Source organism: Haloplanus sp. GCM10025708, assembly GCF_042663985.1.
Classification (GTDB): Archaea; Halobacteriota; Halobacteria; order Halobacteriales; family Haloferacaceae; genus Salinirarus; species Salinirarus marinus.
Genome location: NZ_JBHSZA010000011.1, coordinates 1,793,516 through 1,806,748, shown reverse-complemented (window position 1 = coordinate 1,806,748; position 13,233 = coordinate 1,793,516). Strand labels below are relative to the sequence as shown.

The following is a 13,233-nucleotide window of genomic DNA, read 5'->3' as shown; positions in this document are numbered from 1 at the left end:
TGCAAAGCCGCCCCGAGGCGTTCACGCGTTGGCCCAACCACTATCCGTCCCCCTGACTCAGCAGGAGTATGTCGATTCCGCGCCCCCGCGCCGGCACGCCCGCACCGCGCGCCGTGCCGGTCGATCGCTGTACCGCGTCGCCCTCGACGTCGTGCTGACCGGCATCGCCGTCATCGTCCCACTCGTCGTGACGCTGTACGTTCTCGACATCGCCTTCGAGTTCCTCGCCGGGGCGCTGGAACCGGCCATCAAAGTGATGCAGTGGGCGGGCCTCATCTCGGGCGTCCGCGAGATCGGCGTCGTCGCGTTCCTGCTCGAAACCGACGTCGTCGCCAGCGAGGTCCAGTTCGTCACCGAACTCATCGCCGTGTTGTTGCTGGCCACCGGCATCGTCGGCGTCGGCGTCGTCGCGCGCGTCAGCTACGGGGAGCGACTCCTCGACTACTTCGACGCCGTGGTCGCGCGCATCCCGGGATTCGGGTCCATCTACCGGGGCTTCCGGCGGATGAGCGACGTGATGATCGAAAGCGATGTGGAGAACTTCCGCGAGGTGAAACTGGTCGAGTTCCCGCGCGACGGTGCCTACACCGTCGGCTTCGAGACGGCCGAATCGCCGGCGGCCGTCGAACTCGCCGCCGACTGCGAGGAGATGGTGACGCTCTTTCTCCCGCTCGCACCCAACCCCGTGATGGGCGGCTTCCTCGCGCACGTCCCGAAAGAGCGCGTCATGGACGTCGACATGACCGTCTCCGAGGGCGTCGAGAGCATCGTCACCAGCGGCATCGCCTCCGACGGCCGACGCGAGGAGTTCGTCGCGGACGACGACTGACTGACACGTCGCCGCGTTCGCTGGCGACTGACTGACACGTCGCCGCGTTCGCTGGCGACTGCCTTACTCGTCGCCGCGTTCGCTGGCGACCGACCGATCCTCCCGTCGTTCCCTGAGCTTCTGCCGAGTGAACTGCGGTTTCGCCCGGATCCCTCGTCGCTTGCGAAAGGAGAGATAGAGCAAGACCGCGACCGGGATCGTCAAGGCACCCGCGACGCCGGCGACCACCGGCGAGTCGCTGAACGAGTAGAGGATGGTCGTCGAGAGGACGCCGACCGCGACGAGGAGGCCGTAGACGATGCGCTTGGCGAGGCGTTCGAGGACGTCGTTGCGGTCCTCCAGGCGGACGTTCACCGCGAGGTTCTCCCGCCGCGTCCGGTCGAGCACCTCGTCGAGTTTCGGCGGCACCGTCACCAGCGACTCCCCCGTCCGCCGGAACTGCTCGGAGACGTCTTCGACCACCTTCCGCGCCCCTTCCTCGCGGTAGCCGCGTTCGGTGAGGAAGTCGGTGGCGACGCGGATGAAGTCGAAGTCGGGGTCGAGCGTAACACACACCCCTTCGACCACCGTCGCCACGCGCAGGATGAGCGCGAAGTTCCGCGGGAGGCGCAGCGGGAACTCGTAGATGGTGTCCTCGACCTGCTGGATGACCTGCTGGACACGATACTGTTCGAGTTCCTCGCCGCGAACGTCCGCGATGGCCAGTTCCATCACGTTGCCCATCACCTCCCGGTCCACCTCCGGCGAGAGCGTCCCCATCTCGATCATCGCGTCGAGGATGCCGTCGATGTCCTGGTTGGCGACGGCGATGTAGAAGTCGATGATCTTCTCGCGGTAGAATGCGTCGACCCGGCCGCTCATGCCGAAGTCGTAGAGGACGATAGCGCCGTCGTCGGCGATGGCGAGGTTCCCCGGGTGCGGATCGGCGTGGAAGACGCCGTCTTCGAGGATCATCTGCATGTAGATGCGCTGGAGGACCTCCGCGAGGCGACTCCGGTCCAGTCCCGTCGCGTCGAGGACGTCGACGTCGGAGATCTTCGTCCCGCCGACGTACTCCATCGTGAGCACGCGCGCCCCCGAGAGCCCGTCGACCGGGGCGGGGATGCGAACGCGGTCGTCGTCCGCGAAGTTCGACCGAATCTCGGTGAGAAGCTCCAGTTCGCGGTCGTAGTCCATCTCCTGGCGGATGGTCCGGGCGAACTCGTCGGCGAGGTTCTCGAGCGAGAACGCCCGCGCCTGCCCGGTGAAGCGGACGACGACCGGGAGGGTCCACCGGATGACCCGCAGGTCGGTGTCGACCAGGTCCTCGATGCCGGGGCGTCTGACCTTCACGGCGACGTCCTCGCCTTCGTAGGTGGCGCGGTACACCTGCCCGAGGCTCGCGCCGCTGATCGCATCGCGGTCGAAGTCGTCGAACACCTCGTCGACGGGGCCGAGTTCGTCCTCGACGACGGCGCGCGCGTCCGCCCACGGCGCGGGCGGCACCTCGTCCTGCAACCGGGTGAGCACGTCGATGTAGGCGGGTGGGAGGACGTCCGGACGGGTCGAGAGCAGCTGGCCGAGTTTGATGAACGTCGGCCCGAGGGTCAACAGCGAGTCGAGCAGCAGGTCGGCGCGTTCGAGTTGCGTCGCCCGGTCGACGTTCCGCGAGCGGCCGAAGAGGACGAACCGCCGGCGGTCCCGCGCGTAGGCGACGATGAGCGGGGAGAACTGGTAGACGACGACGAAAAAGCGCCAGTAGGCGCGGAGATTGACCAGGGTAACCACCTCGGCTTACGCCGACTCGATCGGGATGGTCCGTTCGGGCGCGGCCTCTCGCTTCGGGAGGTGGAGTTCGAGAACGCCGCGGTGGACCGCTCCTCGGCACCCGCCCCGGTGGCGTCCGGCGGCAGGGGAATATCCACGTCCAGAAAGAGCGATCGGTCCTCGCGGACGTACCGGAACTCGGGGGAGCGTCCTTCTCGCGCCGCGCTTCGAGCAGCAGACGGCCGCGCTCGACGGCCGCCTCGACGGAGTCGGCGGTGACGCCGGGCAGATCGAGGACGAGGAGGTACTCACTGTCGCTCTCGAGGAGGTCGGCGAACACCGGGTCCGGCAACTCGCGGAGCGCGCTACGCAGCGCTGACATGACCGTCGGTAGGGTGGGAGGGTCGAAAAAGCCCGCGGATTCCGGCCAGCGGGGACGGGGGCGAGCGAACGCTCCCCGCGGCCACGGAAGCGCCCGTCGTCCCGGGCGACTGCAGTTGACCCGTCCCCGACTCGCGGGGGAGACACTTTTTCCCGTGGCGACGTAGGGACGTGTATGAGCCACGACGACCTCAGACACGCCGGGTTCAAAGACCGGACCCGCGTCGCCGACGCCCGGGAGGCCATCCTCTCGGCGGTGACGCCACACGAACGGACGCGGCACGTCCCGCTCTCGCGCGCCGACGGACGGGTGGTGGCGACGACGCTCACAGCCCCGAACCCCGTCCCCGGATACGACCGGGCGGCGATGGACGGCTACGCCGTCCGCGCCGAGGACACCTTCAGCGCGAGCGACCGGTCGCCGACCGTCCTCCGCGAGAGCGAGGCGTCGGTCGACCCCGGCGACGCCGTCCGCGTCCACACCGGGAGCGACCTGCCGCCGGGGGCCGACGCCGTCGTGATGATCGAACACACCGACGCCGTCGGCGACGAGGTGGAGGTGTTCGACGCCGTCGCCGAGGGCGAGAACGTCGGCGACGTCGGCGAGGACGTCGCCGAGGGACAGGAACTCTACGAACCCGGCCACCGACTCCGGCCGTCCGACCTCGGCCTGCTGAAGTCGGTCGGCATCGACCGGATCGAGGCGTACGACGCCCCGACGGCGGGCGTGATTCCGACGGGCGAGGAACTCGTCCAGAGCGATCCGGACCCGGGCGAGGTCATCGAGACCAACGGCCTGACCGTCTCGCAACTGGTCGATCGGTGGGGCGGACAGCCCACCTACCGCGACGTCGTCACCGACGATCCGAGCGCGCTCCGGGCGGCGATTCAGCGGGACCTCGACAAGGACGTCGTCGTCACGACCGGCGGGTCCTCGGTCGGCGAACGCGACTACGTCGTCGACGTCGTCGACGACATCGGCGACGTACTGGTCCACGGCGTCGCCCTCAAACCCGGCCACCCCGTCGCGCTCGGCGTCGTCGAGGAGACGCCCGTGATCATGCTCCCGGGCTACCCCGTGGCGTGTATCATCAACGCCGTCCAGTTTCTCCGCCCCGTGCTCAAGCGGGCGGGACGGCTCCCCGTCGACCCCCATCCGACCGTCGAGGCGCGACTCACGCGGAAGATTTCGAGCGAGCCCGGGACGCGGACGTTCGCGCGCGTCCGCCTGCACGAAGCCGACGGAGAACGGGTGGCGACGCCGACGCGGGCGTCCGGTTCGGGCGTCCTGTCCAGCGTCGCCCTCGCCGACGGGTGGGTCGTCGTCCCCGAGGAGCGCGAGGGGCTGACCGAGGGGTCGGCCGTCGACGTCGAGAACTGGGAGTGGTCGGCATGAGCGGATTCCGGAAGACGATTCCGCTCGCGTTCGCTCGCGGACTGCGACTTCCGACGTCCGTAATCGGGGGTGTCCGCCGATGACGGACCGACGGGAGTTCCGCGACCTCGCCGCGCCGGAGACGGCGCGCGAGGCGATCGAGCGCCTGGATCTGGACCCCGGAACCGAGACGGTCGACCTGGCCGAGGCCCGGGGGCGCGTCCTCGCCGAACGCGTCGACGCCCAGCTCGACGTGCCGGGGTTCGACCGGGCGAGCATGGACGGCTACGCCGTCCGTGCGCGGGACACCTTCGGCGCGGACGAGGCCGACCCGGCGGAACTCGACCTCGTCGGCGAGGTTCACGCGGGCACCGAACCCGACGTGACCGTCGACCCGGGGACGTGCGTCGAGATTTCGACAGGCGCGGTGACGCCGCCGGGCGCGGACGCGGTGGTGATGGTGGAACGGACCGACCTGACGGACGCCGGCGACGTCGCCGTCCGGACCGCCGTCGCCCCCGGCGACAACGTGATGATCGCGGGCGCGGACGTGGCGGCGGGCGCTCGCGCGCTCGGGCCGGGAACGCGTCTGACGCCGCGAGAGATCGGCCTGCTGTCCGCGCTCGGCGTCGACTCGGTGCCCGTTCGTGGGAAACCCGTCGTCGGCATCGTCTCGACCGGCGACGAACTCGTCCGCCCGGGAAGCCCGCTCGACTCCGACGCCGGCGAGATCTACGACGTCAACAGCTACACCATCGCCGCGGGCGTCGAGGAAGCGGGCGGCGAGGCGCGTCTCTACCCCCACGTCGGCGACGACTACGACGAGATGGAGCGCGTTCTCCTGGAGGCCGCCGAGGAGTGTGACTTCGTGCTCTCGTCGGGGTCGACCAGCGCCAGCGCCGTCGACGTCATCTACCGCGTCGTCGAGTCGCGGGGCGAACTCCTGCTTCACGGCGTCGCAGTCAAACCGGGGAAACCGATGCTGATCGGCCGCCTCGACGGCGGCGAGGGGCCGGGCGAGTCGGCGTACGTCGGCCTGCCCGGCTACCCCGTCTCCGCGCTGACCATCTTCCGGACGTTCGTCGCGCCGAAACTCCGGCAGGCGGCGGGGCTGCCCGAACCGGAGACGGCGACGGTGCGCGGCGAGATGGCCGTCCGCGAACGCTACAGCGAGGGGCGGCTGCGCCTGATGCCCGCCGGCCTGGTCGAGGACGGAGCGGGGAACACGCTCGTCTACCCGGTCGACAAGGGCAGCGGCGCGACGACGAGCCTCGTCGAAGCCGACGGCGTCGTCGAGGTGCCGCCCGACACCGAGTATCTCGCCGAGGGCGAAACGGTCGCCGTCCGACTGTTCTCGCCGGACGTCCGCCCGCCGGCGCTGCTCGGCGTCGGCGAGGACGACCCCGCGCTCTCGCGCCTCCTCGATCGGGTCGACGCCCCGCGCTATCTCCCCGTCGGCAGTCGGGAGGGCCTGCGCCGCCTGCGCGACGGCCTGCCGGACGTCGCCGTCGTCGCCGGCCCGAGTTCCCGCGAGGTGGAGACGGTCGACCTCGGCGGCTGGACGCGCGAGTGGGGGCTCGTCGTCCCCGGCGGCAACCCCGCCGACGTCTCCGGCCTCGCTGACCTCGTGGACCGCGACCTCCGTTTCGTCAATCGCGGGCGCGATTCGGGCCTGCGCGCGAGCCTCGACGCCGCCCTCGCGGACGTCGCCGAGGACAGAGACGCCGATCGGCGCGACCTGACCGACGCGATCGACGGCTACGACCTGACGGTGAAAGCCCACGAGAGCCCCGCCCGGAAAGTGGCCGCGGGCGACGCCGACGCCGGCCTCGGCCTCCGGGCGACGGCGGCGAAACTCGGTCTTGGCTTCGTCCCCCTCGGCGAGGAGGCGGTCAGCGTGCGGGCGAACCCCGACCGGGTGGAGAAACGCGGCGTGGCCGACCTGCGCGACGCGCTCGACGGCCTGGCGTCGATCGTCGACTCCCTCGCGGGATACGACGCCGAGCGACCGGGAACGGCCAGGTAGCCTATATCGCACGAATCCCTACGGCCGGTATGTCCGCTCCGACGGTTCTCCACGTCGACGACGACGGCGGTATCCGACGGCTCTCGAAACGGCGATTCGAACAGCAGGCGTCCGACGTGACGCTCCTCACGGCGGCGGACGCCGAGGAAGGACTGCAGCTGCTGGAGACGGAAACGGTCGACTGCCTCGTCAGCGACTCGCTGACGCTCGCCGACGGGACGCCGTTCGTCCTCGCGGCGAGCGACCGCGATCCGGACCTCGACGTCGTGTTGTTCACCGCGAGCGAGTGGGAGGACGTCGAGTCGCTGGTCCACGAAGCGGGCGTCGCCGAATACGTCCGCAAGGGCGACGGTGATCGACTCGACGCGGTCGTCGACTACGTCCTCGATCTGCTCGCCGCGTCGGATGCAAAGCGGATGGCCGAGCGCACGAAATTCGACGCGGCGACGAACGACTGGGAGTTCGTCACGCGACACGAGTGGGAGAGTCCCGACGACCTCGGGACCGCCATCGTGCGGGCGGTGGAGTCGTACGCCGGTGTCGACGCCGACGCGCTCCCGCCGCTCTACGAGAGCGTCGACGCGGAAGCGCTCGAAGAACTGCTCGAACCGCGCGCGTCGAGTCCCGGCGGCAACGTCGGCGTCCGCTTCGACTACGAGGCGTACGAACTCGTCGTGACCAGCGACGGCCTCATTCTCGCCCGCGGACGCGGTGACTACGACCCGGACGCGTGAGTTCGTCGAACGACTGCACCCGGTAGTCGCCGAGGACGCACTGCCCCCGCCGGTCGTGACCGTGGCGTTCGACGTGGATGCCGTCGAGGCCGGCGTTCCACGCCGCGCCGACGTCGTTCGGGCCGTCGCCCGCGAGGACGCCAGTCCCGCCGTCGACGCCCATCTCGTCTATCGTCCGCGTCACCGGCGCGGGGTCGGGCTTCCAGCCGAGTTCCTCGTCACAGCAGACGACGGCGTCGAACCAGTCGCGGATGTCGAGTCGCTCGAGGACCGGGTCGGTGAGAAACTCCTGACAGTGCGTGGCTAGCCCGACCGGCGCGTCGACGGTCGCGATGAACGCGGCGTCGTCGTGGAGGTACGTCGCCTCCGCTCGCGCCCGGGGGTCCTCGACGTCGTGGAAGGCGGGCCAGAACGTCCCGGGGTCGACGCCCCACGTCCGTAACTGTGCGTCGCGTGCGCCGTCGAGGCCGTACCAGAGGCGTTCGGCCTCGTGATCCGAGAACTCCCGACCCAGTCGCTCGCCGACCCGGTCGAACGTCTCCCGGACGTACGGCCACTCGACGTCGACGAGGGTGCCGTCGAGGTCGAACAGCCAGAAGTCGTAGGCGTCGGCGACCATGAGGGACGGGGATAGGGGAGGCGCGAATAAGTGTGTTCCGTCGACGCGGGTCGACGGCGGGACGTCCCGGGGAGCGGGGCGGCGCGGCCGCGTTCGTCACTCCACGCGGACCGAACTGCCGAGATACTTGTGGCGGACCTCGCGGACGCTGTCGGCGTTGAAGGCGTCGAGGTCGGCCTCGATCGCGGCGTCGAGGGCGTCGAGATACGCCTCGTCCGTCTCGAGTTCGCTGAACGCCACGCCCGTGACGGTGACGCCGAGGACGTCCTCGAACCGGTCGCGGAGGTGGGCCTCGTCGGCCACCTCGCCGCGCCAGAGGGCGTCGCGGAAGAACCTCCAGCCTTCCGAACCGGGTTCCGGCGCGGGCTTTCGCAACACCGTCTCGAACTCAGCGGGGTCCAAGCGGACCCCGCGCGGGTCGAGGCGGAACCGGACGCGGAAGACGTACGCGGCGTCCATTATCGCTCGTCGTCGAACAGGTCCGCCAGCCGGAGGTCCTTCTCGGTGATACCGCCCTCCTCGTGGCTCGTCAGGCGCACCTCGACTTCCTCGTATCCGATGCGTATCTCCGGGTGGTGGAACTCCTCCTCCGCCACTTCGGCCACCTTCGTCGCGAAGGTGACTCCCTTGAGGTAGTCGTCGAACTCGTAGGTGCGCACGATTTCGTCGCCCTCGCGCTCCCACTCCTCCGGCAGACGGCGGGCTATCTCGTCGTCGTCGAGCAGTTGCGCCATGGTCGAACGGTCGGTCGGCCGACGAATAATCGTTACGGGGCGCTCGCATCCGACGACCGGTCCGGCTCCCGCATCCGCATCGAAGCCATCTTTACACCCCTCTCCGTTAGTTCTCCCATGAATGCGAACGAGGGCCACGACGCCGACGCCGGCACGGAGGCCCATCCGAACGCTCGACAGGACGTCATCGTCGTCGACGCCGACGACAACGAACAGGGAACGGCCAACCGTCTCGACGCGCACACGGGCGACGGCACCCTCCACCGGGCGTTCACGTCGCTCGTCTTCGACGGCGAGGGGCGCATCCTCCTCGCACAGCGCAGTCCCGAGAAGCGCCTGTGGGACACCTACTGGGACGGCACCGTCGCCTCCCACCCCCGCGTCGGCCAGACGCAGACGGAAGCGACGCGGATCAGACTCGAAGAGGAACTCGGCGTCACGCCCGACCAGTACAGCGACCTGCGCGTGACGGACAAGTTCGAATACAAGCGCTACTACTTGGACGCGGGCCTGGAGTGGGAGGTCTGTTCGGTGTTGAAACTCACCCTCGACGAGGTCGACCTCGACCCGAACGAGGAGGAGATCGCCGGCATGCTCTGGGTGGACTACGAACACCTCCACGACCACCCGAAGTGGTACCGGCAACTGCGCCTCTGTCCGTGGTTCGAAATCGCCATGCGTCGTGACTTCGACTGAACTCGTTCTCGCGCCCGGCGTCCGCCGGCGACTCCTCGCACACGCCTGGGAGGGCGCGGCCGGCGACCCGCCGCGAGAGGTGTGCGGCGTCCTCGTCGGCGACGACGGCCGGGTGACTGACCTTCGGCGCGTCCCGAACGTGGCCGACGATCCGCACGCGCGGTACGAACTCGACCCCGAAGCGACGATAGACGTCGTCGACGCCGCCGAGGCGGCGGGCGAGTCGGTGATCGGGTTCTATCACTCCCATCCCGAGAGCGCGGCCGCCCCGAGCGACACGGATCGGGAACGGGCGACGTGGGTCGGATACGTCTACGCCATCGTCTCGCCCCGCGACGACGAGGTTCGGGCGTGGCGGTGGACCGGTGAGGCGTTCGAGTCGCTCGACGTGCGGGTCGAATAGGCCGCTACTCCTCGCGCGCCCGTCGCGCCAGCCGCTCGTAGGCCTCCCACGACGGGTCGACTCGCGGGTGTTCGATCCGTTCGCCGTCGACGTAGACGCCGTCGCCCCCGCGGACCGTCCCGACGCGGGCGACGGGCGTCCCCGCGCTTCGAGTGCGGACAGGACGGCGTCGCTGCCGGCGGCGTCGACGGCCAGCACCAGCGACCCCGACGTGGTGGCGGCCCACGGGTCGATGTCGAGGGCGTCGCACGTCGCCATCACGCCCGGGCGGAGCGGGATCGACGATCGGTCGACGTCGAAGCGGACGCCCGCGCTCTCGGCCATCTCGACGAGCGCGCCGTGGAGGCCCCCTCGGTGGCGTCGTGCATCGCGGTGACGGGGCCGGCGGCTGCCGCCGTCGTCGCGTCGCGGACGCAACTCGCCTCGTCGAGGCGGGACCGGGCTTCGTCGAGCAGCGCCGGGGACAGGTCGATCTGGTCGGGAAAGAGCGTGGTCAACAGACCCGTCGCCTCGACGGCCGGTCCCTTCGTCACCAGCAGGTCGTCGCCGGGGCGGGCCCCATCGGGGCGGATCAGATCAGCGGGGTCGCCCACCGCGAACGCCGTCGCGCCGCCGATCCACGGGTACGAACACCCGGCGTAGCGGGCGGTGTGACCGGTGACGATGCTCACGCCCAAATCCGACGCTTCGGCGTCGATAGCGCGCCAGGCCGCCTCGAACTCCTGGTCTTCCATCTCCGGCGGGAGGGTGAAGGAGATCGCGAGATGCGACGGCGGGAGGCCGCTCACCGCCACGTCCGCGAGGACGACGTCGAGGGCGAACCGGCCGGCGCGGTCGAAGCCGAGATCCGGGAGGACGGAGACGGGGTCGGTGGCGACGGCGACGGCGGCGTCGCCCACGTCGACGACGCCGAAGTCGACGCCGTGGGTCGGCCCGAGGCGGACGTCGGACCGATCGGCTCCCAGATACGGGCGGATGCGCTCGTCGAAGAAGTCGGGCGGGACTTTCCCGAGGTCGGACATACTGGGCGTCGCGTCGCGGGCGACAAAGCCGTGACGCTCGGAGTCAGACCGCCGCTTCCTGCGGGCCGTTCGTGTCGACGACGAACGCACAGACGCCGCCGGCGAGTATCGCGACGGCGGCGACGCCGACGAGCGTGTATCGGACGGCGTCGACGAAGCCGAGCGTCGGCCGGGAGAGCGCGACCAGCGCACCGACGACCAGCGGTGCCGTCGTGCTCCCGATGCGCCCGATGGACTCGGCGACGCTGACCAGCGACCCCCTGAGCGCCTCGGGGGCGAGCGCCGTGGCCAGGCTCCGGTAGAGCGACAGGACGACCCCGAAGCCAGCGCCGATACAGACGGATCCGACGCCCGCGACCGGGAGCGACGGCGCGGTACCGAGCAGTGCGAGGCCGACCGCACAGGCGAGGGTGCCGCCGAGGAGGGGGTTTCTGCGCGTCTCGAACGCGGCGGTCAGTCGCCCCACCTGCGTCGCGCCGAGGGAACTGGCGACGCTGGCGATGGCGACCAGCATCCCGGCCTGCCCCGACGTCCCGTCGAGCAGCCGAACGACGACGATGGAGTTGTACGTCAGAAAGCAAAACCAGAGGAAAGAGGGGATCGTCCGCCCGACGACGGCAGCGGCTACCGCCGGCGTCCGAACCAGTGCCGCCAGGTCCCGGAACGTTCCGCCACCGTCGCCCCCGTCTGCCTCCGTTCGGGCGCTCCGTCGCGTCGGCTCCTCGAAGAGGAGGGCGACGGCGACGGTGGCGGGGAGGCCGAGCGCGAACAGGTAGAAGGGATACTGCCACGCGAGGCCGACGACGATGCCCGCGATGAGCGGAAACACGGTCAGCGAGACGCCGACGGCGGTAAAGCGCAGGCCCTGTGCGGTCGCTTCGCGGCCGCCGGCGTAGAGGTCGCCGACGGCGGCGATGAGGACGGGGACGATGCCGGTGTAGCCGATGCCCTGCAGGAGACGGAGCGCGAGGACGACCCGGAAGTCGGTCGTTCCGACGAGGGCGACGCCCGCCGCGCCGAACAGCGCGAGTCCGGCCAGCAACAGCGGTTTGCGCCCGTAACGGTCCGAGAGGACGCCGACGAGAGGGATCAGGACGATCGAGGGTGCGGTGAAGACGGCCATCATCAGTCCGATTCGCGCCTCGCCCACGCCGTAGACGCCCGTCAGCGTATCCAGGAGCGGCGAGACGACCGACGCGCCGAGCGGCGAGACCACGCTCCCCAGCAGCAGCACCTGGAAGCTCCGGTCGTAGATCAGGTCGGCGTCCTCGCCAAAGAACGTCTCTAATCGTCCCACGTCTCCCGACTCTCCGCGTCCCGTGTTGAGCCTTCCGCTACCGGTCGAAATGGTCGCGAAGTAACGCGACGACCCGGTCGGGGCGTTCGTGCTGGACCCAGTGGGTCGCCTCCGACAGCAGTTCGAGGCGGCCGTCGCGACAGAAGTCGACGCTTTCGCTCGCCAGCTCCCGGTCGAGGAACTCGTCGTTTGCCCCCAGACGACGAGCGTCGGCGGATCGACGCGGTCGGTCCGTGGCTCGCTCCGCTCGCGGCCCACGGCCCGATACCAGTGCAGCATCGACCGTATCGCTCCCGGGCGGCCCCACGCCGTCCGGTAGTAGTCGAACGCCGTCTCCGAGAACGTCCCCGGGCGGCTGCTTCGGCGCATCGTCCGGACGAACAACCACCAGTCGCCCGCACGGACCGTCAGCTCCGGGAGCTTCGGGAGCTGGAAAAAGAGCACGTACCAGCTCTTTCGCCGCTGGCTCCACGTCTCGCGGAGGCGACGACGCATCGCGGTCGGATGGGGGACGTTCGCGGCGGTACACGTCCGCACCCGGTCGGGGTGGTGGAGCGCGGTCCACCACGCGACCGCCGCACCCAGGTCGTGGCCGACGACGTGGGCCGCGTCGTAGCCCAGGGCGTCCGCGAGCGCGACGACGTCGCCGGCGAGTTCGTCCAGGCGGTAGGACGCCACGCCGTGGGGTTTCTCGCTCCGGTTGTAGCCGCGCTGGTCGGGGACGACGACCCGGAAGCCGGCCTCGGCCAGCGGTTCGATGGCTTCGCGCCACCCGTACCAGAACTCGGGGAAGCCGTGCAGGAGGACGACGAGCGGCCCGCCGTCGGGGCCGGCCTTGACCGTGTGCAGGCGAATCCCGTTCGCGTGGACGAACACCGACTCGGCGTCGCCGGGACGCGGTGGCTCGGCGAGCGGGCTGTCGGGCATCGTCCCCCGTCAGATCCGGACGACCCAGGCGCGATAGTCGTCGTCGCGCCCGTAGACGTCCTGAAACGCCCGATCGACGAACGCCGCGAGCCGGTTCGCGTCCGACCGGGCGGTGATGCGGACGTTCGTTCCCTCCGCCTCCTCCGGGCGTTCGAGCCGGTCGATGCGGAACTCGGGGAACTCGTCGAGCAACGCCTTCACCCGGTCTAACTCGGCGTCGGTGCAGTCGAGGTTGAACGTCTCGACGGCCAACTGGATCCACGGCGCGACGGCTTCGTTGTCGGTCGGGTCGGCCTCGACAGTGAGGAAGTCGCTGTCTCGCTCGCGGTGGGCGGTGACCGCGTCGGCGAACAGCTTCCGCCGTTCGGTCGGATCGGCAGCGTCGAAACGGGTCATACGTTCTCTGTGTGGGGGCGGTGCAAAAACCCGGTCGGTCTGGGCGGC

The 13,233-nt window shown here is 70.2% G+C and carries 12 protein-coding genes and 3 pseudogenes; 6 read left to right on the top strand and 9 right to left on the bottom strand.

Annotated features, from left to right (window positions below):
* Positions 1-28 precede the first annotated feature (28 nt).
* On the top strand, positions 29-829 hold the full coding sequence (locus tag ACFQJD_RS13230) for a DUF502 domain-containing protein (protein ID WP_379798818.1): 801 nt from the start codon (positions 29-31) through the stop codon (positions 827-829).
* A 63-nt stretch (positions 830-892) separates the two neighbouring features.
* Here the strand turns inward: ACFQJD_RS13230 and ACFQJD_RS13225 are convergent, their stop codons facing one another.
* Positions 893-2,596 (bottom strand): ABC1 kinase family protein, encoded by a 1,704-nt coding sequence (locus ACFQJD_RS13225; protein WP_379798817.1) that lies wholly within the window; start codon positions 2,594-2,596, stop codon positions 893-895.
* 6 nt (positions 2,597-2,602) lie between these two features.
* Positions 2,603-2,957: pseudogene (locus ACFQJD_RS13220) on the bottom strand (Hsp20/alpha crystallin family protein).
* A gap of 174 nt (positions 2,958-3,131) precedes the next feature.
* On the opposite strand from ACFQJD_RS13220, the gene glp reads away from it, so the two are divergent.
* From glp to ACFQJD_RS13205, 3 genes are all read left to right on the top strand, one after another.
* Entirely contained in the window at positions 3,132-4,352 is a 1,221-nt protein-coding gene (glp, locus tag ACFQJD_RS13215; RefSeq protein ID WP_379798816.1) for a gephyrin-like molybdotransferase Glp, read from the top strand.
* 79 nt (positions 4,353-4,431) lie between these two features.
* On the top strand, positions 4,432-6,357 hold the full coding sequence (locus tag ACFQJD_RS13210) for a molybdopterin biosynthesis protein (RefSeq protein ID WP_379798815.1): 1,926 nt from the start codon (positions 4,432-4,434) through the stop codon (positions 6,355-6,357).
* Positions 6,358-6,386: 29 nt separating this feature from the next.
* Positions 6,387-7,091, top strand: coding sequence for a HalOD1 output domain-containing protein (locus ACFQJD_RS13205; protein ID WP_379798813.1), 705 nt, complete (start codon positions 6,387-6,389; stop codon positions 7,089-7,091).
* Here the strand turns inward: ACFQJD_RS13205 and ACFQJD_RS13200 are convergent.
* The 3 genes from ACFQJD_RS13200 to ACFQJD_RS13190 form a co-directional block, all read right to left on the bottom strand.
* On the bottom strand, positions 7,048-7,710 hold the full coding sequence (locus ACFQJD_RS13200) for an HAD family hydrolase (protein WP_379798812.1): 663 nt from the start codon (positions 7,708-7,710) through the stop codon (positions 7,048-7,050). The genes ACFQJD_RS13205 and ACFQJD_RS13200 overlap by 44 nt on opposite strands.
* A gap of 96 nt (positions 7,711-7,806) precedes the next feature.
* Positions 7,807-8,169: an LWR-salt protein gene (gene lwrS / locus ACFQJD_RS13195; RefSeq protein ID WP_379798810.1), complete on the bottom strand. Its 363-nt coding sequence runs from the start codon at positions 8,167-8,169 to the stop codon at positions 7,807-7,809.
* Positions 8,169-8,444 (bottom strand): 4a-hydroxytetrahydrobiopterin dehydratase, encoded by a 276-nt coding sequence (locus ACFQJD_RS13190; RefSeq protein ID WP_379798808.1) that lies wholly within the window; start codon positions 8,442-8,444, stop codon positions 8,169-8,171. Before ACFQJD_RS13190 ends, lwrS begins: the two co-directional genes overlap by 1 nt.
* 117 nt (positions 8,445-8,561) lie before the next feature.
* On the opposite strand from ACFQJD_RS13190, the gene ACFQJD_RS13185 reads away from it, so the two are divergent.
* Positions 8,562-9,140, top strand: a complete 579-nt coding sequence (locus ACFQJD_RS13185; RefSeq protein ID WP_379798806.1) for an NUDIX hydrolase — start codon at positions 8,562-8,564, stop codon at positions 9,138-9,140.
* Positions 9,127-9,543, top strand: a complete 417-nt coding sequence (locus ACFQJD_RS13180; RefSeq protein WP_379798804.1) for a desampylase — start codon at positions 9,127-9,129, stop codon at positions 9,541-9,543. Before ACFQJD_RS13185 ends, ACFQJD_RS13180 begins: the two co-directional genes overlap by 14 nt.
* A 4-nt stretch (positions 9,544-9,547) precedes the next feature.
* Here ACFQJD_RS13180 and ACFQJD_RS13175 read toward each other — a convergent pair.
* The 4 genes and pseudogenes from ACFQJD_RS13175 to ACFQJD_RS13160 form a co-directional block, all read right to left on the bottom strand.
* A pseudogene (locus ACFQJD_RS13175) lies at positions 9,548-10,565 on the bottom strand (AIR synthase family protein).
* Positions 10,566-10,608: 43 nt separating this feature from the next.
* Positions 10,609-11,799: an MFS transporter gene (locus tag ACFQJD_RS13170; protein ID WP_379800516.1), complete on the bottom strand. Its 1,191-nt coding sequence runs from the start codon at positions 11,797-11,799 to the stop codon at positions 10,609-10,611.
* A gap of 100 nt (positions 11,800-11,899) precedes the next feature.
* A pseudogene (locus ACFQJD_RS13165) lies at positions 11,900-12,789 on the bottom strand (alpha/beta fold hydrolase).
* 9 nt (positions 12,790-12,798) lie between these two features.
* Entirely contained in the window at positions 12,799-13,185 is a 387-nt protein-coding gene (locus ACFQJD_RS13160; protein ID WP_379798802.1) for a hypothetical protein, read from the bottom strand.
* Positions 13,186-13,233: the final 48 nt, after the last annotated feature.

What these genes read in the sequence shown, in the direction of transcription:
- glp (WP_379798816.1), top strand. Translation starts at nt 3,132, where the DNA reads ATGAGCCACGACGACCTCAGACACGCCGGGTTCAAAGACCGGACCCGC.
- ACFQJD_RS13210 (WP_379798815.1), top strand. Translation starts at nt 4,432, where the DNA reads ATGACGGACCGACGGGAGTTCCGCGACCTCGCCGCGCCGGAGACGGCG.
- ACFQJD_RS13205 (WP_379798813.1), top strand. Translation starts at nt 6,387, where the DNA reads ATGTCCGCTCCGACGGTTCTCCACGTCGACGACGACGGCGGTATCCGA.
- ACFQJD_RS13200 (WP_379798812.1), bottom strand. Translation starts at nt 7,710, where the DNA reads ATGGTCGCCGACGCCTACGACTTCTGGCTGTTCGACCTCGACGGCACC.
- lwrS (WP_379798810.1), bottom strand. Translation starts at nt 8,169, where the DNA reads ATGGACGCCGCGTACGTCTTCCGCGTCCGGTTCCGCCTCGACCCGCGC.
- ACFQJD_RS13190 (WP_379798808.1), bottom strand. Translation starts at nt 8,444, where the DNA reads ATGGCGCAACTGCTCGACGACGACGAGATAGCCCGCCGTCTGCCGGAG.
- ACFQJD_RS13185 (WP_379798806.1), top strand. Translation starts at nt 8,562, where the DNA reads ATGAATGCGAACGAGGGCCACGACGCCGACGCCGGCACGGAGGCCCAT.
- ACFQJD_RS13160 (WP_379798802.1), bottom strand. Translation starts at nt 13,185, where the DNA reads ATGACCCGTTTCGACGCTGCCGATCCGACCGAACGGCGGAAGCTGTTC.